Annotated in this window: 30 protein-coding genes; 11 read left to right on the top strand and 19 right to left on the bottom strand. The window is 54.3% G+C overall.

The window, feature by feature from the left end; genetic code table 11:
* Window positions 1-78 precede the first annotated feature (78 nt).
* Entirely contained in the window at window positions 79-1,350 is a 1,272-nt protein-coding gene (gene cbiE, locus SynSYN20_RS04285; RefSeq protein ID WP_186524864.1) for a precorrin-6y C5,15-methyltransferase (decarboxylating) subunit CbiE, read from the top strand.
* 49 nt (window positions 1,351-1,399) lie between these two features.
* On the top strand, window positions 1,400-1,525 hold the full coding sequence (locus tag SynSYN20_RS14420) for a hypothetical protein (protein ID WP_255439906.1): 126 nt from the start codon (window positions 1,400-1,402) through the stop codon (window positions 1,523-1,525).
* A 29-nt stretch (window positions 1,526-1,554) separates the two neighbouring features.
* Here SynSYN20_RS14420 and SynSYN20_RS04280 read toward each other — a convergent pair whose 3' ends face one another.
* The 3 genes from SynSYN20_RS04280 to SynSYN20_RS04270 are packed head-to-tail and all read right to left on the bottom strand — an operon-like array spanning window position 1,555 to window position 3,589.
* Entirely contained in the window at window positions 1,555-2,001 is a 447-nt protein-coding gene (locus tag SynSYN20_RS04280; protein WP_186524863.1) for a DUF192 domain-containing protein, read from the bottom strand.
* Window positions 2,001-2,684, bottom strand: coding sequence for a response regulator transcription factor (locus SynSYN20_RS04275; protein WP_186524862.1), 684 nt, complete (start codon window positions 2,682-2,684; stop codon window positions 2,001-2,003). Before SynSYN20_RS04275 ends, SynSYN20_RS04280 begins: the two co-directional genes overlap by 1 nt.
* A complete protein-coding gene (locus SynSYN20_RS04270) occupies window positions 2,681-3,589 on the bottom strand; it encodes an NAD(+) kinase (RefSeq protein WP_186524861.1) in 909 nt (302 codons plus the stop codon). The genes SynSYN20_RS04275 and SynSYN20_RS04270 overlap by 4 nt, the downstream gene beginning before the upstream one ends.
* Window positions 3,590-3,728: 139 nt before the next feature.
* On the opposite strand from SynSYN20_RS04270, the gene SynSYN20_RS04265 reads away from it, so the two are divergent.
* Window positions 3,729-5,348, top strand: coding sequence for an FAD-dependent oxidoreductase (locus SynSYN20_RS04265; protein ID WP_186524860.1), 1,620 nt, complete (start codon window positions 3,729-3,731; stop codon window positions 5,346-5,348).
* A 29-nt stretch (window positions 5,349-5,377) separates the two neighbouring features.
* On the opposite strand, the gene SynSYN20_RS04260 is transcribed toward SynSYN20_RS04265, so the two are convergent.
* The 4 genes from SynSYN20_RS04260 to SynSYN20_RS04250 all read right to left on the bottom strand — a co-directional run bounded on the left by SynSYN20_RS04260 (window position 5,378) and on the right by SynSYN20_RS04250 (window position 8,738).
* Window positions 5,378-7,021, bottom strand: a complete 1,644-nt coding sequence (locus SynSYN20_RS04260) for an AarF/ABC1/UbiB kinase family protein (protein ID WP_186524859.1) — start codon at window positions 7,019-7,021, stop codon at window positions 5,378-5,380.
* Between the two features lie 373 nt (window positions 7,022-7,394).
* The gene (locus tag SynSYN20_RS14650) at window positions 7,395-7,502 is read right to left on the bottom strand and encodes a DUF4278 domain-containing protein (protein ID WP_186524858.1); all 108 of its coding nucleotides are present in this window, start codon (window positions 7,500-7,502) and stop codon (window positions 7,395-7,397) included.
* A gap of 277 nt (window positions 7,503-7,779) precedes the next feature.
* Window positions 7,780-7,902 (bottom strand): hypothetical protein, encoded by a 123-nt coding sequence (locus SynSYN20_RS14415; RefSeq protein WP_255476367.1) that lies wholly within the window; start codon window positions 7,900-7,902, stop codon window positions 7,780-7,782.
* Window positions 7,903-8,375: 473 nt separating this feature from the next.
* Entirely contained in the window at window positions 8,376-8,738 is a 363-nt protein-coding gene (locus tag SynSYN20_RS04250; RefSeq protein WP_255476366.1) for a hypothetical protein, read from the bottom strand.
* A 1,046-nt stretch (window positions 8,739-9,784) separates the two neighbouring features.
* On the opposite strand from SynSYN20_RS04250, the gene SynSYN20_RS04245 reads away from it, so the two are divergent.
* Entirely contained in the window at window positions 9,785-10,276 is a 492-nt protein-coding gene (locus SynSYN20_RS04245; protein WP_255476365.1) for a hypothetical protein, read from the top strand.
* 573 nt (window positions 10,277-10,849) lie between these two features.
* On the top strand, window positions 10,850-12,097 hold the full coding sequence (locus SynSYN20_RS04240; protein ID WP_255476364.1) for a hypothetical protein: 1,248 nt from the start codon (window positions 10,850-10,852) through the stop codon (window positions 12,095-12,097).
* 363 nt (window positions 12,098-12,460) lie between these two features.
* Here SynSYN20_RS04240 and pheS read toward each other — a convergent pair whose 3' ends face one another.
* Window positions 12,461-13,468 (bottom strand): phenylalanine--tRNA ligase subunit alpha, encoded by a 1,008-nt coding sequence (gene pheS / locus SynSYN20_RS04235; RefSeq protein WP_186525439.1) that lies wholly within the window; start codon window positions 13,466-13,468, stop codon window positions 12,461-12,463.
* A 74-nt stretch (window positions 13,469-13,542) separates the two neighbouring features.
* On the opposite strand from pheS, the gene surE reads away from it, so the two are divergent.
* On the top strand, window positions 13,543-14,340 hold the full coding sequence (gene surE, locus SynSYN20_RS04230) for a 5'/3'-nucleotidase SurE (RefSeq protein ID WP_186524857.1): 798 nt from the start codon (window positions 13,543-13,545) through the stop codon (window positions 14,338-14,340).
* 1 nt (window position 14,341) lies between these two features.
* On the opposite strand, the gene SynSYN20_RS04225 is transcribed toward surE, so the two are convergent.
* Window positions 14,342-14,902: a DUF3611 family protein gene (locus SynSYN20_RS04225; protein ID WP_186524856.1), complete on the bottom strand. Its 561-nt coding sequence runs from the start codon at window positions 14,900-14,902 to the stop codon at window positions 14,342-14,344.
* A 60-nt stretch (window positions 14,903-14,962) separates the two neighbouring features.
* On the opposite strand from SynSYN20_RS04225, the gene SynSYN20_RS04220 reads away from it, so the two are divergent.
* The 5 genes from SynSYN20_RS04220 (at window position 14,963) to SynSYN20_RS04200 (ending at window position 18,630) form a co-directional block, all read left to right on the top strand.
* Window positions 14,963-15,907, top strand: coding sequence for a bifunctional riboflavin kinase/FAD synthetase (locus SynSYN20_RS04220; protein ID WP_186525438.1), 945 nt, complete (start codon window positions 14,963-14,965; stop codon window positions 15,905-15,907).
* A 137-nt stretch (window positions 15,908-16,044) separates the two neighbouring features.
* Window positions 16,045-17,106 carry a thiamine phosphate synthase gene (locus tag SynSYN20_RS04215; protein ID WP_186525437.1) on the top strand — a complete coding sequence of 354 codons (1,062 nt, stop codon included), beginning with the start codon at window positions 16,045-16,047 and terminating at the stop codon, window positions 17,104-17,106.
* 19 nt (window positions 17,107-17,125) lie between these two features.
* Window positions 17,126-17,332: a sulfur carrier protein ThiS gene (thiS, locus tag SynSYN20_RS04210; RefSeq protein ID WP_186524855.1), complete on the top strand. Its 207-nt coding sequence runs from the start codon at window positions 17,126-17,128 to the stop codon at window positions 17,330-17,332.
* Between the two features lie 25 nt (window positions 17,333-17,357).
* A complete protein-coding gene (locus SynSYN20_RS04205) occupies window positions 17,358-18,329 on the top strand; it encodes a DUF1517 domain-containing protein (RefSeq protein WP_186525436.1) in 972 nt (323 codons plus the stop codon).
* Between the two features lie 97 nt (window positions 18,330-18,426).
* Window positions 18,427-18,630: a hypothetical protein gene (locus tag SynSYN20_RS04200; RefSeq protein ID WP_186525754.1), complete on the top strand. Its 204-nt coding sequence runs from the start codon at window positions 18,427-18,429 to the stop codon at window positions 18,628-18,630.
* A gap of 1 nt (window position 18,631) precedes the next feature.
* Here SynSYN20_RS04200 and larB read toward each other — a convergent pair whose 3' ends face one another.
* The 10 genes from larB to SynSYN20_RS04150 form a co-directional block, all read right to left on the bottom strand.
* The gene (gene larB, locus SynSYN20_RS04195) at window positions 18,632-19,297 is read right to left on the bottom strand and encodes a nickel pincer cofactor biosynthesis protein LarB (protein ID WP_186524854.1); all 666 of its coding nucleotides are present in this window, start codon (window positions 19,295-19,297) and stop codon (window positions 18,632-18,634) included.
* Window positions 19,294-19,677, bottom strand: coding sequence for a TIGR03792 family protein (locus SynSYN20_RS04190; protein ID WP_370586706.1), 384 nt, complete (start codon window positions 19,675-19,677; stop codon window positions 19,294-19,296). Before SynSYN20_RS04190 ends, larB begins: the two co-directional genes overlap by 4 nt.
* Window positions 19,678-19,751: 74 nt before the next feature.
* The gene (gene ispF / locus SynSYN20_RS04185; protein ID WP_186524852.1) at window positions 19,752-20,273 is read right to left on the bottom strand and encodes a 2-C-methyl-D-erythritol 2,4-cyclodiphosphate synthase; all 522 of its coding nucleotides are present in this window, start codon (window positions 20,271-20,273) and stop codon (window positions 19,752-19,754) included.
* A gap of 381 nt (window positions 20,274-20,654) precedes the next feature.
* Window positions 20,655-21,734, bottom strand: a complete 1,080-nt coding sequence (locus tag SynSYN20_RS04180; protein ID WP_255476413.1) for a carbamoyl-phosphate synthase — start codon at window positions 21,732-21,734, stop codon at window positions 20,655-20,657.
* An 83-nt stretch (window positions 21,735-21,817) separates the two neighbouring features.
* Complete coding sequence (locus tag SynSYN20_RS04175; RefSeq protein WP_255476363.1) at window positions 21,818-22,141, bottom strand: DUF1651 domain-containing protein; 324 nt, start codon at window positions 22,139-22,141, stop codon at window positions 21,818-21,820.
* On the bottom strand, window positions 22,123-22,287 hold the full coding sequence (locus SynSYN20_RS04170) for a hypothetical protein (protein ID WP_186524851.1): 165 nt from the start codon (window positions 22,285-22,287) through the stop codon (window positions 22,123-22,125). Before SynSYN20_RS04170 ends, SynSYN20_RS04175 begins: the two co-directional genes overlap by 19 nt.
* 388 nt (window positions 22,288-22,675) lie before the next feature.
* Complete coding sequence (locus tag SynSYN20_RS04165) at window positions 22,676-22,834, bottom strand: hypothetical protein (protein ID WP_186524850.1); 159 nt, start codon at window positions 22,832-22,834, stop codon at window positions 22,676-22,678.
* Window positions 22,835-22,876: 42 nt separating this feature from the next.
* Complete coding sequence (locus SynSYN20_RS04160; protein WP_186524849.1) at window positions 22,877-23,131, bottom strand: hypothetical protein; 255 nt, start codon at window positions 23,129-23,131, stop codon at window positions 22,877-22,879.
* Between the two features lie 223 nt (window positions 23,132-23,354).
* The gene (gene trmD, locus SynSYN20_RS04155) at window positions 23,355-24,071 is read right to left on the bottom strand and encodes a tRNA (guanosine(37)-N1)-methyltransferase TrmD (RefSeq protein WP_186524848.1); all 717 of its coding nucleotides are present in this window, start codon (window positions 24,069-24,071) and stop codon (window positions 23,355-23,357) included.
* A 6-nt stretch (window positions 24,072-24,077) separates the two neighbouring features.
* Window positions 24,078-24,554: a phycobiliprotein lyase gene (locus SynSYN20_RS04150; protein ID WP_186525434.1), complete on the bottom strand. Its 477-nt coding sequence runs from the start codon at window positions 24,552-24,554 to the stop codon at window positions 24,078-24,080.
* Window positions 24,555-24,568 lie beyond the last annotated feature (14 nt).

The raw sequence follows: 24,568 nt of genomic DNA, 5'->3' as shown, positions 1-24,568 counted from the left end.
TTTTATGGCGCCACTAAGCACAATCGGGAGCAAAAGGGCGAACAAAGGACGGTGCTCTGAACGCAGCACAATGGCGTGATGATCGATGTGATCGGCACCGACGCCGGTGCGCCCGGCTCGCTCCCACCCGGAGCTCAGCTTTTGTTGGAGCAGGCCCACCTGCTGGCAGCCCCCAAACGGTTGCTGCCTGCCCTGCAGCAATGGCGTAACTCTGAACCAAACCAGCGTTGCATCGCCAGTGACAATCCAATCGCTCTAAGCGAAGAGTTGCTGGCCCTCGGGAGCGATCAGCGCGCGGTGGTGCTGGCCAGCGGTGATCCGTTGTGGTTCGGCATCGGCCGGATCTTGATCGAGCGCCTGGGACGCGAACGTCTGCGCTTTCATCCAAGCCCCTCGTCCTTGCAGCTGGCATTTGCCCGATTGGGCAGGCCCTGGCAGGACGCGCAATGGCTCAGCCTGCATGGCCGTGACCCAGCACCCCTCGCTCAGCGCTTGCAACAACGCCCCAGCGCCTTGGCCGTGCTCACCGATCCCAGTCGCGGTGGCGTAGACGAGGTGCGCCAAAGCTTGCGCAGCAGCGGCCTGGAATCGGCCTATGCCCTCTGGCTCTGCGAATCGCTTGGTCACAGCAGTGAGCGCGTGCAACGGCTGGCCCCCTGCCAAGCCACGCCTAGCGATTTGCACCCCCTGCATTTGGTGGTGTTGCTCGCGGAAGCTCAAGCAGCTCCACCCGCCAATCAACTTCCTCTGTTTGGCCTGGAGGATGGTGTGTTTCTCCAACACAGCGACCGCCCCGGCTTGATGACCAAACGGGAGGTGCGGATCCAATTGCTCGCTGAGCTCAACCTTCCTGCACGCGGCGTGCTCTGGGATCTGGGTGCTGGCACAGGCAGCGTGGGCCTGGAAGCGCTGCGGCTGCGGCCGCAGTTGCAGTTGCTTTGCATTGAACAGCGCAGCGGTGGTTCTTCGCTCATCGCCGCCAATGCCGCACGCCTCGGGGTTCAACCAGCAGCAGTGCTGGAGGGGGATGCCATGGAAGAACTCCCCAACCTCCCCGCTGCCTTAGCTGCCCCCGACCGGGTGCTGATTGGTGGCGGTGGCCGCAAACGCAGGGCCCTGCTGGAGCAGGTGATCCAGTGCATGGCCCCCGAGGGTGACGTGGTGATTCCTCTTGCCACCTTGGAAGCCTTAGCGGAGCTGAGGCCAGTGCTCGAGGCCGCCAAGTACTCGGTGAAGGTGAGTCAGCAGCAGGCCTGGCGCGGCCAACCGCTGGCTGATGGCACCCGGCTTGCTCCGATGAATCCGGTGTTGATCCTCAAGGGAAGCGCTCCCCGCCAGAACGGGGCCTAACGCGATTGATCAGAAAAAGGTCAGAATCAAGCACTTTGAAGCTCGCAGGATGGCCATCCGAGAACGCAAACCCCAGGTCTCACCCCTGCGCCTCAAGATCACCCTTTTCATTGCAGGGGTTGGCCCGTTGCTTGCCGTTGGGCTGTGGCTTCAATCCAAAGGATTCTTCAGCTAGGCACTCTTGAGTTACGCGAGCGTAACGCTTTAGTTTCTAGGGCGTGCCACCTCTGCTTCATTGGCTGACTTTACCGGTTGGATCGTTTCGATCACCACCGCGTCTCCAACGCCAAGCCCCAGGCGCTTGGCCTCTCCAGCCCCTAGCTCAATCACGCTGTCCGCATCAGCCATCGGCCCAAAGCTCTTGCAAGGCAACGCCGGACAGATCGGCACCTCAGCCTCGATCGCAATCACCTCGTCCTGGTGCACAAACACCATGTCGAGTGGCGCAATCGTGTTGAGCATCCAAAAACGCAGCGGACGTGCTGGCTTAAACGGAAACCACATCCCCCTCAGCGGTGGCAGAGCCGGGCGTTGCATCAGCCCAAGCCGTTGCTCATGGGGCTGATCTGCCACTTCCAACAGCACACAGCTGTCGGGGCGAACGCACCATTGCGCCTCAAGGGGCAACTGCTGGGGGGGAGACACGTCCATTAAGAGCTCTTCAGAAAAGGAACGCCGTTGTTGAGGCAATAACCACGGCCACGAATGGTGTGGATCAAGCGAGTATCGCCACCCTCCTCAAGCTTTTGGCGCAGATAGCGGATGTACACCTCCACCACATTGCTCGACACGCCTTGCTCATCGTTCCAAACCTCGCGCAGGATTTGACTGCGGCTCACGGCCTTGCCCCGCTCCTTAAACAGCAACAGCAGCAACGACGATTCGCGCTCCGTTAGGCCAATCGGCCGCGTGCCACGACGCACGAGGCCGCTGGCGGTTTCAAGCTGCAAATCACCAACCACCACCACAGAACAGTGCTCTTCCCTGCGTTTCTGAAGAGACAGATGGAGGCGCAAGCGTTGCAAGAGATCGCTTGGTGCACTGGTGGATAGCCAGAAGTCATCTGCTCCAGAACTGAAGCAAAGCTCTCGAGAGGAGATGCTGTCTTCGGTCACGCCCAACAGAATCGGCAGCGCTCCAAGCCACTGGCGCAGCTCAGCCACTTGAGGCAGCTGGCCCGGCGACACAAGCGCAGCCATCGGCTGCTGGCCATCAGATGCAATGGCTCGATCCCCAGCCCCCCACTCCAAAGCTGTGTAGCCCGAGGCTTCTAGACGATCTTTGAGCTGCAGGGCCTCAGCACCAACCAACACCAACACGCCCTGCTCGGTCATGGACGATCCGGCTTGGCCACATGGGGCAAGCCCCAGCCCAGCTTGTTGCGCAACACCTGGAAAAACTCATGGTCCGAGAGGCGTACAAAGCGCACGGGATGATCACTTCGCCGGATCAAAACCCGGTCCTCGGGCCACACGTAACAACCTGCGCTTCCATCCACCACCATCATCAGGCGCTCGGGAGTGGCTGGAAAGACGGTGACAGGTTCCTGGTCACTGAACACAAGCGCACGCGAGGCCAAGGAATGGGCTGCAATCGGCGTGAGCTGCAACACCGGACATTCGGGGGTGATCACAGGTCCGCCAGCGCTAAGGGCATAGGCCGTCGACCCTGTGGGTGTCGACAGGATCACTCCATCAGCGGAAATATCAACAGGTGCATGCCGGCCAATCGCAATTTCGAAATGGCACATGCTGGTGAGAGGCTCACGGTGCAAGGCCATCTCATTAAGGGACAAGGCTTCCCAACGCCGTTGGTCTCCGCGCATCACGGTCACAACCATGTTGGCGCGCTCCTCGATCGTCCAGCGATCGGTGAGGATCTGCTCGAGGGCCTTATCGAGATCACCGAGATAGGCCTCGGCGAGAAAGCCGAGATGACCGGTATTGATCGTCAAAATTGGCACACCAATCGGTGCTGTTTGACGGGCTGCTGACAGCACCGTGCCATCACCTCCCAACACAATGGCCAGCGCCATTGAGGCATCGAATCCCTCTGGCACACAGGCGTTGTACCCAAGCATCCGCAAGTGCTGGTCTGGGTTGGCAAAACCCACCATGCCGCCGGAACTGCTAACTCGGACCACCTCATGGCCGGCCCGTTCGAGCCGCTCCTGAATCGTTTGAGCAGTATCAACGGCGAGTGACTTTCCGTCATTCACGATCAGTCCGACCCTGGGCACCGATCGCGTTTCAAAAGAACGCGCCCATTTTATGAGAAAAATCCGCTTACAGCAGCGTCAGGTTGTTTTTTGAAGCCAGGGCCGCCCCGCCACCAGCCCTGCTTAGCGTTCAGGCAACTCCCCGAGGCGAGCCCAAGCGATGCCAAACAACACGCCGTCCCATGTGGTCGTGATCGGAGCGGGGTGGGCAGGGTGGGGCGCCTCCAAATCTCTCTGCGAAGCAGGTGTTCGCGTGACCCTGGTCGACGGGATCAGTGATCCCACCGGCAGCACACCACTGATGACCAAAAGCGGCAAACCATTCGAGGCAGGCACGCGGGGGTTTTGGAAGGACTACCCCAACATCAATGCCCTGACGGAAGACCTCAACCTCGGCGCTATCTATACCGAGTTCACCACCAGCGCCTTCTGGTCTCCCGATGGCCTAGAAGCCACAGCTCCGGTGTTTGGCGACGCACCAGCCTGGCCCAGCCCCCTAGGCCAGATGGTGGCCACATTCACAAACTTCAAACGGCTTCCTTTACAAGATCGTCTTAGTATTAGCGGACTTCTTTATACGATTTTAGACCTGAATCGAAGCGAAGATACTTTCAATGAATACGACAAACTTAGCGCCCAAGACCTATTCATCAAGCTAGGAATTAGCCAACGTTTGATCAATGATTTCCTAAGGCCCATTTTGCTTGTGGGCCTGTTCAAGCCACCAGAGGAGTTATCAGCAGCCGTGACGATGGAGCTGCTGTATTACTACGCATTAGCCCATCAAGATTCATTTGATGTGCGCTGGATCAATGCAGAAAGCATTGCCAAGAAACTCTTTGAACCCCTCAGTCAACGCCTGATCTCAGAGCATCACCTTCGCGTGTTGGGCGGCACCCTGGCCACCAGCTTGCGCTTCGCACCAGGAACCAACCAGATCAACGCTGTTGGCATTCAATCCGTTGCAACGGACAAAACCGATTGCATTCAAAACGTGGATGCGGTGGTACTTGCCGTGGGCTCCAAGGGCATCCGCTCGATCATGTCCCAATCTCCAGAGTGCCGAGAGGCAGCACCGGAGCTGGTTGCAGCTGGATCGCTTGGCGCCATTGATGTGGTGTCCGTGCGGCTATGGCTCGATCGCTATGTCCCGATCCCCTACCCGGCCAATGTGTTCTCTCGCTTCGAATCCTTACAAGGAGCAGGCGGCACCTTCTTCATGCTCGACCAACTGCAGAGCAAGGCCGAACAGGCTCTCTGGGGCGGGAGTGAACCACAGGGATCCGTGATTGCCAGCGACTTTTACAACGCCTCCAAAATTGCGCTGATGGAGGATCAAGCCATCATCGAATTGCTCACCCAACAATTGCTACCGATCAGCGATCCGCGCTTCAAGGAAGCCACGGTGCTCGACTCTGAAGTGCAGCGCTATCCCAAGAGCGTGTCGCTCTTCTCCCCAGGAAGTTTCAAGCAAAGGCCACCCTTAGAAACCTCCATCGCCTCGATCGTCTGCGCTGGCGATTGGGTACGGATGGGCGCGCAAGAACATGGCGCCAAAGGGCTATGCCAGGAGCGCGCCTATGTGTGCGGTTTAGAAGCAGGAAACTCACTGCTCAGACGCAAGGTCATCGCGGGAACAGCGAAGTCTCAAAGCGTTGAACACCCTGTGATCCCGATTCGCGCGGACGAGCCACAGGTGGTGTTCGGGAAAACCCTCAACAAAGTCGTGATGGATTCACTGAATCTGTTTGGACTGAAACATCCTTGGCTTCGTTCATAACAAGCAAACCCGCCTTTGCTTCATCGCACTCACCGGCGACTAGAACGCAGCAGCGACACAATCAACCAAAGACCAAACAAGGTGGCTCCAACAAATAATCCCTCGCTCACATCCCTCAGCAAAGGTTGTTGGGCCAACGTGGCCATCACCGTGGCACTCAGCAACAGCGAGGCCACAAGAATCGCCAGTGAAATCCGTTGCGACAACCGTTCCAAACTGGAGCGAACAGCCTCAAGCCCTTCCAGTTGAATGGCAAACACCAATTCATCACTGCTAAAGCGCCGCAACAGCTGACTCAGCTGACGCGGGGAATCAATCGTGAGATTGCGCAAATCAAGGCCAAATTGCATCAGCCGCTCTTGAGGCAGCATCACGGCACGGGCGAGCAGCTGCGCCACCAAGGGCTGCATCTCCCCGGTAAAACTAAATGCCGGGTTTAAAGAGTTGCCCACCCCCTCCAAATTGGTGACGGACTTCACAAACAGGCCAAGGGTTCCAGGCACCCTTAACCCAGAGCGATTCGCCAGCTGCAGCAAGGCGGCAAGGAACAGGGCGAAATTCAGTTCCTCCAAAGGCTTGGAAAAACTCTTGGCAATCAGCTGATCCAGCTGGCGTTGCAAGTGCTGACGATCCACTTTGACCCCCCGAGCCGGGGGTGCAATTTGCTCCAACACATCCGTTGCCCGGGCGCCGTCCTGATTGATCAGTGCCAAGACAAGATCCAGCAAGTTGCTGCGCGTGCGCGGATCAAACAGGCCCACCATGCCCGCATCCAGCAGGATCACCCTTCCATCGGCCAGCACTTTGAGATTACCGGGATGGGGATCCGCATGAAAAAAACCCTCCACAAAGTACTGCTCTACAAAGGCACCAAGAAGAGCAGTGGTTGTTGCCACCAACCCAGGTCCAGTCTCTAGAGCCTCTCGAGCTTCAGGGCTGAGGATCGATGCGCCCTCAATCCACTCGAGCACCAAGACGCTGCGGCTCGACAATTGCTGCACCACATGGGGCAGACGAATCTGACCATCAGGAACAAAGCTTGAACCCTCCAAACTGCGCTGCAGCCGCAAGGTGTTGGAGGCCTCAATCCTGAAATCGAGCTCCCGCACCAACGCCTCAAGCACCTGATCAGCAAGACCTACAAAGTCATACAAACTGCCGAGAGACGTTGCTGCAGCGAGGGCGGCAATCTTGCGAAGCAAGCGACCGTCTTCTTCCACCTGGGCAGCGATCCCTGGCCGCAACACTTTCACGGCCACAGCACCCAGCTCAGGCAAGGTCGCCTTGTACACCTGCCCCACACTTCCAGCCGCAATCGGTGTGTCCACGAACGTTGAAAACGCCTTGTCAACAGAGCAGCCCAGCTCTTGCTCCAGCTGGGGTCTCAATTGCTCCCAGGGCACAGCCGGAACATCCGCCTGCAATTGGCTCAATGCCTCGATGTAATCCTCCCCCAGCAAGTCGGGGCGCGTACTCAACAGCTGGCCCAGCTTCACGTACACAGGCCCCAACTCCGTCAGGATGTTGCACAGCACTGAGGGCAGGGGCAGTCGCGTCTCGGAGGCATCACCACGGTTGAGGAGCTGAGAGAGAAACGACCACTCATGGCGCGAGACGATCCGAACGATCTCCAAGGCTCGCGAGGAACCATCGAACACACTAAGAACAGACATTGATGACGCAGTGAACAGCGTGCGACCACATCTGCAGGACTTGATGGGGGGCAAGGCCACAGTTTGCAGAGTTTTGCCCTGCGAAACCACCAATCGCGGGTCCGGTTAGGGCACAAAAAACGTCAATACAGGCGCATCAGACCAAAGTTCCGGCATCGATCAACAGATAAAAACGACAAAAAAACACCACGTCTACGCATAGTCTCGAACTCATCTTTAACCTAAACGTACAGATCTATCAACAATAAAAGCAATGGACTACGACTCTCTTGAGTGAAAAGAGAAATGAGAGCAGCAAAGCTTTACCTCTAGAAAAATGCACAAAAAAGCCCCCGCTCATTAAGCGAGGGCAATTTGACATGAACCGGTTGAATCACTTAGCGTAGACAACACCTCTGTAAGTAAGACGAATTTTATTGGAAGCAGATGTCGATGCACTCTTGGTTTGTGCATACTGCTTGCCGCGATAAGTCAGGGTCATGAGAGATTGCTCAGAAAGACAGGCCCCCGTTCCGTGACCTGAGAATCTGCGCCTCACAGATGGGGATGTGAGGTGAACGTGATTGGTAGATAAGCTACATCTCTTTTATACCAATAGCGTCAACCGATATCATGTTCAAAGTGTTACAAAACAAGCTTGCTTTTGTGCCTTAACAATACAAAACAGAGCGAGAAGTAGCACAACTGTTGTTCAAGTCACTACACAATCCTGACGCAACCTGTCAGCTTTGTGCCATACCAATACAAAACAAAGACTCCTACCAAGAAGGAGAGCACCCTCCATAATCGTTAGCGACGATGACCGCTAAAGACCGATCAAGTCCAGCAAATCCAGAGGCGAGCAACAAAAGATCAGCAATGCCGATAGTCAGCGTTGCCATTGAGGGTTGCTTAATGACAACATCTGAAACAAACGCCCCCGACCAAAGGTTAGGAGTGATCAAACAGGCAGCGCATCCTGTTCTTCTATGAATTTATTCACTGCCAAGCAGACACATATAAGCGCGTAGGTATACCGACTGATGCCAAGAATGGGATGTGTGCTCAGAGTGGCAATATCGGGAACAGCTATGACATCCTTAAGAATTGAAAACATTTGTCTACAGGCAAGCCTCGAACTAAACGAGACCGTTGACGCCTATAGAGATCGAATTGATGTCAGTCGAGAAGCCCATTTGACTGGCTACCTCATGTCACATTTCCTGACAACAATGTGTTGCTTAGCAGACACCGTTCGGTTTGATCTCTTGATGGAGTCACTGAAGACTGATGTGGTAGAGGTTTAAATATGATCAGAACTTCGCTGATCAAAGAGCCAACTTTTTAACAGTAAAAGGAGCAAAATAAATAGTGATTACTCCATCCAAAGCTTTTTGAACGCATAAGGGGCTGATTCACGCCGTTCCATCGATGCTTCTCGAATGAATGTGATGCAGGCATTTGAGCCATCAAATTGCTTACTTTTGATGACCATTGCCATCGCATCATTCAGGCTTTTCCCTTTCTTTAATCCTGCATCAAGAGTTTTGACTGCGCCAACAGGGTCGCACTTACCAAGTTTGAGTGGTGCGGGATCTTTGGCTTCACTCGTTGGGATGAGGACAACAGACAGGACAAAGCCCAAAATCAGCAGATTGATCGACGCCATGGCCTTATCGCTATGGCTAATGAGTAAAGCATCAATGTCTTGAGTGTTTCGCCTTGGACGATGAAGCAAGATTCCTCGCCAATAAGGACTTATGGAGTCCCAATTAGAAAAGTCAACGGCAAACCTTTGAACATTGACCAACAAGATGTATCAAAAAGAACCTTTTTAATAATTTCTCCCGTTAAAAGGTGTGCAATGACTAACACCAGCTCCGCCACTCCCCTTAGGGTCTCGTCACTCGTTGAATTCAAGATGTCAACTCATCACCTATCAAGCCTTAAGTGGAATGAAGAGGGTGAGCTCTCACCGCAAGACACATGGAATCTGGTAACAAAGCTAACAAAAGCTGAGGACGAGTCAAAAGCATCTAACCTCCTGCATCTGTCTTCTAAGCACAGCCATGCAAGGGCCAAGAAAAGGCCTAAAGCTTAAATGTAGATACACAAAAAACGCCTAGACATAGATGACCTAGACGAAGAGTCTTAAAAAAGAGTTTTGAAAAACACATACCTAAAAGCTTCAAATACTTAGTATCATATGCCAATTTAATTTATTACTTCAATCAATCTAATGAATTGGCATATTTTAAGGCATGAAAGCGAGATGCTCATAAAAATGGGAGGCTGTATAAACCTCCCAAAGAGTCACTTGCTTTAGCCCCTTAATAATACCTTTTCAAAACGCAATAACGATGAGAGAACGCTGAGCAAGTCTTACTAAATGTATCTGGCACTAAATCTCATCACAGAAAGGTCTCGCGCTTCCCCAGCTTTCAGCCACATTTGAAGGATGATTTCTCTTCTCTGTCAATCCAATCTGCTTCCACTTGCTAAGCAGCCTACTCGTTGACTTGGATGATCACGATGTTACGGGCCTGAACGCTTAGAAATGTGAAAGCTTTCGTCCCGGCCAGTGGTCTGACACCGAGATGAGATGGTCAACGCTAGGGAAACACGTCAGCAGGCTCGAGCGCTATCCAGACGTTGAAGGGTCGGACATCTCGATCTACATCTGAAATTGCGGGCTTGAGCAACGCGATAAACACCAGCACGAGGAGACGGGGTGATCCCAACGAGGAAATGATGCTAAAAAGTCGGGAACAGGATGCCTTGAAGATGAACGAAAACAGCTCCATAACCCTGCTTCAGCTTGTTCAGGAGGTGGCCTACTGCGACGGATCAATGTCTCAGGAAGAAGAGAACTTGATCATTACATTTATGGATAGCCACGGTCTTAAGGAAGATCATGATGCCTTGAAAAACCGGTTAATTGAAGGCTATTCATCGCCATCAAGTCATCAAAGTGTGGCAAGAGGAAGTACCAAGAGGATTGAGCGTGATGAACTTTTGAGCCGCTTGAGAGCATTGACGTCAAAAGAAGAACGAGATCTTGCCATCAAACTTTCCTATCTCACGGCAATGGTCTCAAGAGACCAGGATGACTTGACAGACGTCAATGCCCAGGAGCTTGATTTTTTTCAGTCGGTCGCTGAGGCAGTGCAGTGCCCAGAGCAACGCGTTCGGGCTATTCAGTGGGCGGCGGATGAAGAGCTCAAGCAATGGACCCTGCCTTCTCTCAAGCAGGTGCTGCTGAGCTGGTTGGGTTGACTCGCAGCTCAAGGGATTGATTAGACATAAAACGATGCCATTAGCTGACCTGTACAAAAAGAGCCAGGGAATACGACTAATATGCCTGAACGAATCAAGGGGTTAAATCAGGTCGAGCACTTTCTTGATGACATAAAAAGAATCGCAAACCCAAGATGATCAAGCATGATTTTGTTCATGTGATCAAGACAAGAAACAGAGGCGCAAATTTAGCTTCTTATTATTTATGTTGCGCGAAACGGTCAACAATCAAACTCCGAAAAGATAGACATCTGCCGGAAAGATGCCACGACGTAATATCGCGAAACTTTTCGTGGACAAATACGATTAAAATCGAAATCGTGACTCGACTGTAACAAGCATCACAGACACGACACAACTGAAAGCGAACATAAGAACAAATAAGCGTCTATGCGAATAGTATAAAATTTAGACATTCATGCAGTTCAAAAGGTGAATAGATCAATACGATGGCGAGCTCTACCCGGATTCTACCGACCAGGAAAGGCAAACTTCAAATCAATTCAAACCTTGTTCTCAGAGTTTCTACGAGATCGACATTCCCCTAGCTTATTGCAAAATTATTACGACGATGAAAATATAAATTCCACTAATTTTGGATGGGGTGATGCTGCTCCACTAGAAAAGGAAATCCTATCCCAACAAGACTTAGACCTTCTTATCACAACTCCATTTACATATAATCAATCACTTTGCATCATCGAACCTGCTGAGCATGTTGGACATAACACAATTGGTGAACCCGTAAGAGCCTCAATCAATGTTGCTTGGCTTGCTCAAAGAATCGCTGATTGCGATTCGATCGTTTTCCCTTTGTGGAAATCTGGCCTTATGGACAGAAAAAAACTTTCCCATGTCCTTACATCTTCACTAGCCATTATATTTGAGGGAGGTCATTCAACAGTAAGAAAGAGCGAATCATTTGCTGGTACAAAATGTTCCCATGCGGATCTCCTCGACCTAAGCGAAGAACTCATTTTATCAAGGCGCCTTAGAAGTGCACCGTCTATATTCATCTGCCTTGGCCATCAACTTGCCGCACAAGCACATATTCGATTAATAAAAAAAGCAGTCCAAGATATTCTGGAGAATATTGATGAAACTCTAATTAATCAACCAAACTCTAGCGAAGCTTTGCAACAAGTATGCAATAGAATCAAGTCTCTAGGAACGAAACTTAGAATAGTAAAAGATGGCAATATTATTGCTACTGGTTGGGATCATCCAGAGTTTGCAGTGGGCATCAACGAGGTTCCTGAAGCAGGTCACTGTGAAATCGTGCACTATGAAAAAAAAGACTCCCATCCCGACCCTGAGCTAGCCGAGCTGCTTACAACTCAAGCAATCACTGCGGAGGAATATGATGGAGTGATTGAAGAGTCAATCTCTTATGAGAAAGATCTAAACATTGTCATGTTCCATACCGATGAAGTTAATGAAGAAGCAATCTTATTTGCTAATTGGGCTTATCGCAGTCTTTACCAAGCGCTCTTACCCGCACGGAACGAACTTGTAATATCTCAACTTTCTTGGCTATTTAATCTTCCAAGTAGCATTGAAATCCTTTGCTCCACTACAGCTGAAGGCAAATTATGCACTGAAGTGGCAGCAACATGTATCAACTATAGAGACTACGACACTCGACAAACTCGAAGATCATTCACTTGCCAATTCCATCCAGAATTAAGAGATGATCTTCGAGAATTCAAAAAAAGCGGAATTCCTAGCTTTGAAGACTTGAAAAAAGATGATGGAATTAGGCTGTTAATACGAATTTTACACGATAGCTTAATGGAATAGCAATGACAACTTCAGGACAAGTAAAACATGAATATAGCAAGAGCATTAAACTAATTTTTTGGATCCTGCATTCCGAAAATTTATCAGGAAACCGTTTTACTAGAGGCAAGAAATCCTGAGATTTACGAAGCAAAGCATTAATCAATAGAACAAGGAAATCAATCCTAAAAAGCAGGCTTAGAAACAATCCTTAATAGCGCAAAAACAATCGACATACATGAATTGTAAAATTAAATTTTCTTGTCACAGCAGATCATTAGCCTGAATAAAGTAATATTTTCGCTTCATAGATTTTATATCTATTTCGGCATTGAGCTCAATTCAGCAATGACAGTCTTCAGAGAGAAAAACAATCCATTCGAATCAGAATTGATCCAGGAAGCGCAGATCACTGGTGTACAAACGGCGGATGTCATCAATGCCATGACGCACCATGCAGAACCGCTCTACTCCCAAACCGGCAGCAAAACCGCTCCATCGATCGGGATCCAGGCCTAACCCTTCGAGCACTGCTGGATCCACCATTCCGCAGCCCATCACCTCAAGCCAGCGCCCTCGCCATTGCACATCCACCTCAGCCGAGGGTTCCGTAAAGGGGAAGTAACTGGCGCGAAAGCGCACCGGCAGGTCCCCAAAGAACGCCTTGAGGAACTGCATCACCGTGCCGCGAAGGTGGCTGAAGTCCAAGCCCTCATCAATCGCCAACACTTCTACCTGATGGAATACAGGCGAATGGGTTGCATCAACCGCATCCCGTCGATACACCCGGCCGGGAGCAACGATCCGCACCGGTGGTGGATTGTTTTCCAGGTGTCGGATCTGCACCGGTGAGGTGTGGGTGCGCAATAACAGGTTGTCTTGCAAATAAAACGTGTCCTGCATATCGCGCGCAGGGTGCTCAGGCGGAATGTTCAGCGCTGTGAAGTTGTGGTGATCCGTCTCCACTTCAGGACCTTCTTCAACCTGATAACCAAGGCCACAGAACAGATCAACAATCTCTTCCGTCGTGGTGATCAACGGGTGCCGATGCCCCATCGGTACCCCCAGCGGAGCCGCCGTGACATCAAGAGTTTCAGCGGCGATCCTTGTCGCCATCGCAGCACTGTTCACCGCCTCAAGGCGCTCAGATAGCAAATGCTGCACCTGAGTCTTCAAGACATTGGCGCGCTGGCCTACAAGCGGGCGTTCCTCCCCTGGCAGCTTGCCCATCGCCCCCAGAACGGCTGAGAGGCGCCCCTTTTTACCCAGCAATCCAACGCGAAGCTGCTCGAGAGCGGCGGCATCGGCGGCCGCTTGAATCTCAACGGCCGCCTCCGCCTCTAAGGCGTCCAGCTGATCAGTGAGCTGCTGCAGGGAGATCGTGGCGCTCAAGGCATCGGTATCGCGGTCATGACTGTAGGCAGCCATCACGACTAGGTTCCACCTAACGCATATCACCCCCCCTGATGAAGCCCCTGCGGATTCTGATCAGCAACGACGACGGCGTGTTTGCCGACGGGATCCGCAGCCTGGCGGCAGCGGCAGCCGCTGCTGGTCATCAGGTCACGGTGGTTTGCCCCGACCAGGAGCGCTCCGCCACGGGCCATGGCCTCACCCTTCAGACCCCCATCCGTGCCGAACGCGCCGATGAACTCTTTGAGCCTGGAATCAAAGCCTGGGCCTGCAGCGGCACCCCCGCTGACTGCATGAAATTAGCTCTATTTGAACTGCTTCCCGAGAAGCCAGACCTGGTGCTGTCGGGGATCAACCATGGACCCAACCTCGGCACCGATGTGTTTTGCTCCGGCACCGTGGCAGCCGCGATGGAGGGCACGCTGGAGGGCCTGCCGGCGATGGCCGTGAGCAGTGCTTGTTTTCAGTGGAGAGAATTCCAAGCCGCCGCAGACTTAGCTGTGCAGGTGGCGGAGGCCGCCCTTGCTGATCAATGGCCTGAGAACCTTTTGCTCAACCTCAACGTGCCGCCCTGCAAGCAGGAGGCCATGGGAGAACTGCGCTGGACCCGTCTTTCCATCCGTCGCTACGACGAACAGTTCAGTCCTCGGGTCGACCCCCGTGGGCGCACCTACTACTGGTTGGCCGGTGAAGCCGTCGAAGATTTCGAGTCGGGCGGTGATGGCCCCCGCGACTGGCCCACTGACGTGGCCCAAATCCAAGCGAACGCACCGTCGCTCACACCGATTCAACCGGAGCTCTTCTGGCGAGGAGGTCTCTCCTCCTTGCCCCAACTACGCATCAACCAATAGCTCAGCTCGTTCGATAAATCCGCTGCAGCATCCAAAGCGAGAACAGCAAACCAATGAGATGGGCAAACAACACCTGCGTGTTGCTCAGCACCGAAAGCATCTCTAGAGAAGTGATCGCCATATTTTCTCCCGCTCCCCTCGCACCAATAGCAATGCCTGGTGTCTGCATCGAGGCCTGCACAAACAGGGCACCAGCCAAGGATTGATAGCCAACAGCGGCAAACACCAGGCCCAACAAATCAGCGAACAAACTGCGCTTAATCGTGCGACTGGCCTCCCCTCGACTGGGTCGCGCACCACTCGCCAAAGACCGTCCCAGCCGAACGACCAACCAGCCCTGCCAGAGGCTGAATAACAACACAAAAAACGAGAGCGTGGTGAGCGATAGGCCCGGGCCTAATCCCAAGGCTTTATCGGCATTTCTGCTCAAACTCCCGCCGATGTTGTTGAACATCAACACCCCCAAAATCACAATCCCCAGACCGGTTTGCGTCCAAAAGCGAATCCATGCGGTGCGGCGCAAGCCAAGAGCGAGCAGTTGGAGATCGAGCCGATCGGCCATGCGATGTAGGAGGTCTGTCGTCCAAACTTGCCATCAACCACAGATCCGTGCACAACGCCGTTGATTCCTCTCTGCTCTCCACAGCAGGCCAAAACCCCCACCACCCTGGCGTTGGGCAGCTTCGACGGCCTCCATGCGGGTCATCGGCGTGTGATCGCGTCCGTTACCCAAACGGATCACCTCCATGCCATTCCCACGGTGGTGAGCTTCTGGCCCCATCCACGCGAGGTGCTGCATGGTGAGCCTCGCCTGCGTCTCGATCTCCCAGAAGAAAAGCTCGAGCTCCTCGAGCCCCTTGGTATCCAGCAGCTGGTCTTGGTGCCTTTCAACCGCCAACTGGCGCAGCTCAGTGCCGCTGAGTTTGTCGAGCAGGTGCTGCTCGGTTGCCTCAAGGCACGCCAAATCGCTGTGGGGGCCAACTTCCGATTCGGTCGGGGCCGGGAAGGCGACACCAACACGCTGCGGGCTTTAGCGGAAGCCGCTGGGGTGCAGGTTTCGGTGATGCCAATTTTGGAGGATGCCGGAGGACGGATGAGCAGCAGCCGCATTCGCGAAGCGCTCTCGAATGGCGACCTACAAGCCGCCAGCACCCTGCTCGGCCGCCCCTACCGCTTCCGGGGAACGGTGGTGCGCGGTCGAGGCTTAGGGCGCGAATTGGGCTGGCCCACCGCCAACCTGCAAGTGGATGGGCGCAAGTTTTTGCCAGGGCTTGGCGTGTATGCAGCTCGCGCCTGGATTCAGCGAGATGGCAAAGGGAGAGAGAGCGAAGCATTACCCGCCGTGATGAATCTCGGCCCCCAGCCCACCGTGGACCCCAACTCACCTTCAGCCGTTGAGGTGCATCTGCTCGACAGGCGCATCGAACTGGTTGGCCAGGAGCTTGTCGTGGAACCGGTGGAACGGCTGCGCGGACAACAACGCTTTTCAGGCCTCGAGGAGCTCAGTGTGCAAATCGGAAAGGACGCCGCAGCAGCCCGTCAACGGCTTCAAGCCACAGCTGGGTAAGCGTTCGATAGTCCCCAGACGATGAACACACCAACCCCGCCCAAGAGGATGATCCCCCAAACCAGCACGTGCATGGTGCTCTCGGATCCGCTGTTGTCCATGGCCGCCGTAGAGCATGCGATCCTTCTCAGACTGCCATGGAGCCGATGGTTGTCGAAGCAGACGCCAACCTGCGCGTGGCGCGGCTGATCGACGCCAACCTGGATCGAGCACGAGAAGGGCTGCGTGTCATTGAAGACTGGTGTCGCTTTGGACTGGATCGGGACGATCTCGTCATTCCGCTTAAAGACTGGCGGCAGCGACTGGGGCAACAGCATCACGATCGCTACCGCCGCGCCCGTTCCACGGCAACAGACGTTGCCGCTGGCCTGGGCCATCCCGCTCAAGCGAGTCGTTGCACAGCCCAAGCGATTGTTAAAGCCAATGCCAGCCGAGTGCAGGAAGCCCTGCGCGTTTTGGAGGAATTCGGGCGCAATCTCGATCCAGAGCTAGCCAGCAGCGCAGCTGAGATCCGCTACGGGCTCTATGATCTTGAGGTGCGCATTCTCGATGCCTGCGGGCGTCAGCACAGGCAGGAACGCCTCGAGGCCGCCAAGCTTTGCCTGATTACGGATCCCGATCGAGACAACAATCTGGAGCGATTGCTTCAGGGGGTTGAAGCCGCTCTGATGGCCGGCGTCAGCCTGGTTCAGTACCGCCGCAAACAGGGCAATGACCAACAACGCCTCGTTGAAGCGCAAGCCCTGAAAACACTTTGCAGCCGCTTCGGAGCCCTGTTCATCATCAACGACCGCATTGATCTCGCGCTCTTGGTGGATGCCGATGGCGTACATCTCGGCCAGGACGACCTCCCCCTTTCAGAGGCGAGACAGCTGCTCGGCCCGGAGCGCTTACTGGGACGCAGCACCCACCGCTTGGAGCACCTGCTCGCGGCCCAGCAAGAGGGCGCCGACTATCTGGGCGTTGGCCCGGTGTTCGCCACCGCCACCAAACGCGATCGCAGCCCAGCCGGCCTGAGCTGGGTCATGGAAGCGAGTCGACATGCCGTCGTGCCCTGGTTTGCGATCGGTGGCATCGATGCTGAAACGATTCCCTCGGTTCGTGCTGCCGGTGCTCAGCGCGTCGCCGTGGTGAGCGCGATCATGGGCTCCAATGATCCGGAAGAAGCGAGCCGGACCCTGCTCCAAACCCTCACGTAACCCTCCTTGCCTTGGTGCCATGCAATTCACGGTGAACGGCGAACAGCGCAGACTTGATCCATCCGCCACAAGGCTGGATCAAGTGATTCAGCAGCTTGGCCATCACCCACGACTGGTCGTTGTGGAATACAACGGCTTGATCCTGACGCCGGAACTCTGGGAAGCCCAGCAGGTTCAAGCCGGTGACAACCTCGAGATCGTCACCATCGTGGGCGGTGGTTCCTAGAGTTAGCGGACTGCGATATGCCGTCTTGGCCTCCTCCAAACTCCGCCCCCAGGCTGGTCAAATCAGACGCTGGCTCTCGGGATTGCTGGTGCCAGTGTTCGTGGTTGGTCTGCTGCTGATCAGTCCCCAGCCCAGTGAAGCCGCCCGCGGCGGCCGCATTGGAGGCGGCAGCTTCCGCGCCCCGTCCATGCCGCGAGGTGGGGGATACAGCCGCAGCTATGGCGGCGGCGGATACGGCCGTGGGTATGGACGCGGAGGCGGAATGGGCTTTCCGTTCATCATCCCGATCTTTGGTTTTGGCGGAGGCGGCCTGTTTGGCTTCTTAGTGCTCGCGGCGATCGTGGGTGTGGTGGTGAATGCCGTGCGCAATGGCGGCGGTGGCGGATCCCCTGCGATCGGCGGTGGTTACCGAGCCCCCCGTGAACTGTCCACCGGACCTGTGTCGTTGCTGCAAATGCAGATCGGATTGCTTGCGAGTGCCAAGTCGCTGCAAACAGACCTGCGTCAGCTCGCCGCATCCGCTGACACCAGCACATCATCTGGCCTGCAGCGGGTGCTTCAGGAAACAACCCTCGCCCTACTGAGACAGCCCGAGCTCTGGGTCTACACCAACGTGGAATCAGGAAGCGTTCCCTTCAACGCATCGGAGTCAACGTTCAACCGTCTGTCGATGACTGAACGCAGCAAGCTGCGCGCTGAAATCACCACCAACGTGGGCGGTGTTCGCAATAGCAACGCAGCAGAATTAAGCAGCAGCGGAGAGGCGGACGCCACCAACGAATTCATCGTGGTCACGGTGCTTGTGGCGAGCCGTCAAAGCGTGAAGCTCAAGCAAGCCAACAGTGGTGAAGACCTGCGCGAAACGCTGCGCATCCTTGGCTCCACGTCCTCCTCTGACCTGATGGCCCTCGAGGTGATTTGGCAACCCGATGGAAGCGGAGACGTCCTCAGCGCCGATGAGCTGGTGATGGCCTATCCAAACCTCCAGCACCTCTGATCTGATTTAAGAAAATCTTCCGCCACATTCTCGCCATCAAACAAGCGGTCAGGGATTCAACTCAATAGGTTTAAATCATTACCTCCCGAGTTGAGTCTTGACCTCCACTGCTTCGCGCTTAGACCCCAGAGCCATGCGGTGGCAGACGAATGGAGAGCTCAATCAAGGCGATCTCATTGAGCTGGTTTGCCATCTCCGCAACGTGGAATGCGACCAGCACAGCGACGAGCTTTCACGCTTAGGCCAAAGTCACACAGAGGACAACCAAACCGGCAAGATCCCCCAAAAGCAGGCCGCTTAAATCAGGTGCTTCTTTGCAAGATGCGCAAGGCAGCCATCGCTGCGCCATAGCCGTTATCGATATTGACCACCGCCAGGCCTGGTGCACAACTCGCAAGCATTCCATCGAGAGCGGCACGGCCACCAGCACTGACGCCATAGCCCACAGAAACAGGCACGCCGATCACAGGTTGGGGCAACAGACCAGCGAGAACAGTTGGCAGCGCACCTTCCATGCCAGCGCAAGCAATCAGAACCGACGACTGCTGAAGGTTGGGCAGTTGATCTAACAATCGATGCAGCCCTGCAACCCCCACATCCAACAACAGGTCTGCATCAATGCCATGCCAATGCAAGGCAAGTTGCGCTTCTGCAGCGATAGGAAGATCACTGGTGCCGCCACTGAGCACCGTGACGGTCCCAAGCTCAGGTCGCAGCGGCGGCGGGGTTCCAGACGTTAAACATCGGGCCCGGGCCTCGAAATGCACAAGCTGCGTGTTGCAGCGCTCAAGAACAGCCTTGGCCTTGGTCTCATCCACACGCGTGACCAGAGCTGGCTGATCCCTAGCCGCAAAGGCTTCAAGGATCGCCACGATCTGATCCACCGTTTTATGCAATCCCCAGATCGCTTCACTAATGCCGAGACGATCGGTCCGTTGCCAGTCGAGACGGACGTCGTCGCTACTCATGGGGGCAACAGCTCTCCTTCAAAAACCAGCGGAAACGGATTGTCCATTGCCTGAGGAAGGGACATGGCGTCGCGCGCAAGCTGCTCAAAGCGAGTCTGAACCTCTTCCACCTCTGCGCTGGGAATCGCTTTCCAAGCCTGACGACTCGACCAGCGAATCAACAGGGTGCCCTCCTCAGTTTCAGGGTCCCAGAGCAGATCGCGTCCAAGAAAACCCATTTGTTGCGCCAACCATGGTTCCCAGCTGCCTCGCTCGGCTTCCAGCCACGCTTCACGCCCTTGCTCTGGAACCGAAAGACGTAGATGCTCAATCACCGCAACGTCATAACCACCCTCTGGATCTGCAAAAGCAGCGAAACGCACGTCAGCCGATTGACCCATCAGGACGAGAACAACGCAAAGAAGAGTGCTGACCCTAATCATCAAAGGCTGACATCGCTGGTAAAGGCTTTGCATCAACATGCCTGCAAGAGGGCCACGGCCTGACATGAGATGCCCTCTTCCCGGCCTTCAGGACCCAACTTTTCGTTGGTTGTTGCTTTCACACCCACCTGATCTGGAGCAACACCAATCCTGAGGGCAATGGCCGAGCGCATCGCCTCAATGTGAGGCTTGAGCTTGGGCCTTTCAGCAATTAATACCGCGTCCACATTGACCACACCCCAACCCCGTGCCTTCACCAAAGCGACAACTTGCTCCAAGAGCACGAGGCTGTCGGCACCTTTCCATTGAGGGTCGTCGGGAGGAAAGTATTTGCCGATGTCCCCCAAAGACAACGCCCCCAACAGGGCATCCATGATCGCGTGCACCAATACATCCGCATCGCTGTGACCATCAAGACCTAGCCCTGCTGGATGCTCCAGCTGCTGACCACCAAGAATGAGAGGTCTGCCCGGCACCAAACGGTGGATGTCATAGCCGTTGCCAATACGCAAGGAGGTTGTGGTCACTGGGGTTTGTGGGGTGCTGTTACTCATCTGTTATCCGATACAACCAGTGCTGAGGAGATGTTGAGACTGCCCGTTGAACGCCCCAAAGAGGAGGATTGAGGTGATGTGAGACCAGAAATCGCCAACTCCAAAAACGCAACGTTGTCGATCAAACCATTCTCTCCACTCGCACCGCCAACTGCACAGAACAAATCAATGAACAATTCCCCTAACGAGGTAGAGCCTTACGCCCAATGCCAGCCAATCTTTGGTTCCATCAACGTCATTTGCCCTTAGTGCCATCAGTAGCTCCTGCAGTAGAGCCAGCGCCAAGCATTCCCCGCTGCAATACCAAACCCCGCTCGTGGCGAGGCTAAGTATTAATTAGTGCCAGACATTGAAGGGCATTTAGGCGTGATTAGGCAGTGATTAAGGACAGTCCTCATTCTGCTCCACAAATGTCCCATCTACTTGCTCTCCAGGATTAGCAATACATCTTGTTATCTTTCCTTTTCTTTCTAGCACTAAATCCCTTGTTTTGAATTGTAGTAAACCCGAACATGCACCCTTTCCAATTATTTTCGATAAATAGATTGAACAGTCGTGAACCCTCACATCCCGGTTGTTCGGTGATGATGTTAAGGCATTGATTACAGGTAGTTGTTGAACCGCTTTCCGTTGCGCTGTTGTACTTGCACCACCAAATCGCACTTTAAGGTCTGCTGAAACTCTTGTCTCAAATGCTTCGTCATAGGAGATGTTCACTCCTGCTATTAAGCCATTGCTGAGCTCGTAGGCAACTCGTCCGAGCACACCAGAACTATCAGCTTCTGTTCCGTCGCCATCCTGGTAGTAGTAACCAACAGAAGCATTCACGACTGGGGTGATGAAGTAACCAACATCAAGACCGTAAGTTGCCAGTGAGCCCGCTGAGTAGAACCAATTAATCTTTTGCTCTTTATCACCAACTGGGATTAAGCCATAAGCATTGAAGTTCCAATCATTGGAGACAGCTTCTGCATTCACAGCCACCTGCTGGAAGAATGCACTCTCCTCTGTGCCGCTCACATTGATGCCGGTATCAGTTCCACCTGTATTCATTGGGCGGCTGTCATAACCAGCATTCAGCCCGTACATCCAGCTGCGGTCGCTATTCAACCAGCGATAACCAAGCCTTGATGAGGTGCTGATCGTGGTACCAGCGACATCGGTGTTGATGATGCTGCTGTTGTTTTCGTAATCAGCGAAATTAGCGTTAGCGAGGACATCAAGGAACCAGACGCTGTTGTCTCCAACAGAGAGAGGCAAGAACCCTCCGATGCCTGCTTGATTTGGTGTGCCTGCTCCTTGCAGTGCTCCTTGAAATCCAAGGGTGGGTTTGACCACATCCTTAAGGCTGATGCTCATCACCCCAAGGTCATCAGCACTGCCGTCCTCTTGAGCAATGGCAGGTAGGGCAGCAACAGAGATGGCAGAAGCCAAAAGCCCCAGGGACAGACGACGGAGAATGGAGCGTTCAATAGATGCCGTAACGATGCCTCGCTTGAGCTGCTGTTGCCAGCTGCAGTAGGCAGTTTCAGCTTTGCAAGAAGTCAGTTAGGCGGCGTGCAGCGTTCCCAACCGATCTTCTGCAGGTTGATCCACATCTCGATGCCTAGATGCCTGAGCATCCTTTGCTGCCTGAGGGGCTGCGCAAGGCGAGCTGACAATCGGTAGTAGCTCACCAGAACGAACTGAGCATGTTGGGTTGGTGCATCTGGCTTGATCTGAAGGAGCATCCCTTCCTGTCTGTTGACCAACCAGCCCTCACCGTTGAGCTTCTCCTTGTATTGGGCGTAATCAGGCTGCTGCTGCCACATCAGTGCAGTTTGGCTCGGTTGCGTGCTCCAGCTGCTGTCTAGTGCTGGCTGATCCAATCCACCTGCTCTTGCAGCTCGTCGCAATGGGTGCTGACTCCGGGGTAAAGCATTCGTATCTGATCTGCGGATAGCTTCATCACGGCATGGCGAACAACCTCCTTCCAGCTGGCTTCTAGCTCTTTGACTGCATCGCGCTTTTCCATCCGCTTCTGCCTTAGCTGTGCAGCGACGTTCTCGCCTTGACCAGTTGCAAGCCCATAAAGAGAGGCCGCCCCTCCCGGATGGAAGAGACGGCCTAACTCGCTCGTTTATGCATATCGCAAACCATTAATCAGTGAACCTGTATCGCTGAAGTTTGAACCTCGTATCGAAAACAGTGAACTGAAAGGGTGGTGCGAAGCGACTGTCTGCAGGATCACCTGGGGCCGGGGCTCTAGGTGTGGGGTCGTGTTCTCCGTAGGGCACCTAAGACGGTGCAGATGGAGCATCGATTGGCGTGGCGCGCAAGGCATTGCCTACCAAAGGAACAACCCACGTCTTGTTGAGACTGTTGGAGCAGGGACCTGAAGTCAGCTTGCTTCTGCTGATAACTCAGGTGGAGTGTCGTCTGTCAAAAGCGCCTCCGATCTCGATGTCCATAGTTTGTGCCAGCAGCGCACCCTTGCCATCGGTGTAAAGGCGCATTGCCTTCACAGCGAAAACCACCGAAATTAGGAATGGCGTGCCCATGGTCTGGCTTGCTGACTTCAAGCATCCCTACACGCTTGAACCCGAAGATTTCAGGGGCCTTCATCAAAAAATCCCTAGGGGCCCTTTCTTTTTCCTGCAGTAGCCAGCACCGATATTCATCCAGCCAGACAGACAGGCTTTTCCATAGGTTGGAGCCACCTCGTAATAAATCGGAGACACGCAAGTACTACCCAACGTATTGACGTAGCCGAGTGGGCATTGATCGTGTCCTTCGGCTTTAGGAATTTCGCGTTGGGCAAGCGCGGCGGGTGCACCAACCGATGACATCAACACAAGCGCAGCAATCAAGTGACGCATCAGAAACCTGAATCCAACAATGATTATAAAGCTAGATCAATATGGTAAAAATGAGGATAAAGACTAAACCCTTAAGCGTTAAAATCTACAAATTATATTTTTAGTCTTGAAGACATACATCCCTTCATTATATTCAATCTTTTCAACAAGAATGGAATGACATGAATTTAACCTGCAAAACCTCAGCATCCACATCTGCAGAGATTTTTTCTGATCCAGAACACTAAGGTTTCGCAGGTGGATTTTGGATCTGCTGCCAACGCTTCCATAGATCTGGCCGGCGTTCCTGGGTGCGCTGCTCACGCTGCTGCTGACGCCAAAGGGCCACAGCTCCATGATCACCGCTGCGCAATACATCGGGCACGGTCATGCCGCGGAAATCCGCCGGGCGCGTGTAGTGCGAATGCTCAAGCAACAGATCGCTATGGCTTTCTTCCACTAAAGATTCCGGCGTGCCCACCGTGCCTGGCAGCAAGCGCACCACTCCATTGATGATTGTCATCGCTGGAAGTTCACCGCCCGTGAGCACGAAATCCCCCATCGATACTTCCTCATCAGCCAGAGAGCGGATTCGTTCATCAAAGCCTTCGTAGTGGCCGCACAGAAACACCAATTGGTCGTACTCCTTCGACCAGCGCTGTAAATCCGCCTGACGCAAGGGTTGACCCTGGGGCGACATCAACAGCACTCGCCGGCGTGGGCAAACCGGCACCGCCTCATAAGCGGCAAACACCGGTTCCGGCTTCAGCACCATGCCGGCCCCACCCCCGTAGGGCACATCGTCCACCTTGCGATGCCGGTCAATGGCATGATCGCGCGGATTATGGAGGTGCAGCTCCGCAATACCTGCCCCAAAGGCACGACCAATCACCCCAACCTCAGGCAATGGCGCAAAGGCCTGCGGCGCCAAGCTGATCACATCGAGGCGATAGGGAGCCATCCGACCTCAGCTCTGCGGACGACTAACGCGCCTGATCTCCGAGCAAAAGCTGCCCTGTCTGGGCTGTCCATTCCCATCAACCGCCGTGGTGCTGCGCAGGCGCAGGTTGGGTTTGGTGAACCAAATACGCTCCAGCACCTGATCACCATTTCCGGCTTGCAAATAAAGCTCGAGGCTGGAATCAGGAAGCAACTGCCAACGCCCCGTCTTCTCGCTGCCCCCTGCGTGAATCACAAGAGATCCCTCGGCTTGAAAGGCCAGGCTGCTCTTGGCACCCTCAGCGGGAGTGACGTCCAAACAGGGCACCCCAGCGGCAACGGACGCCGACACCTCCACCTCGCCCCGTTCACTGCTGTGCCATTCCTGCTCGGAGGCATTAATCAGGAAGCGGCTACGCAAGCTCATCCACCGGCCCACGCAGAGGGCAAGAAAACCGTCGAGATCAGACGGAGGGAACGGAGTTTGATCGCTCATGTCTTGCATCTTCGCAGGTGCAG

The sequence above is a fragment of the Synechococcus sp. SYN20 genome (genome assembly GCF_014279555.1).
Classification (GTDB): domain Bacteria; phylum Cyanobacteriota; class Cyanobacteriia; order PCC-6307; family Cyanobiaceae; genus Synechococcus_C.
This window is presented reverse-complemented; position numbering and strand designations above follow the sequence as displayed.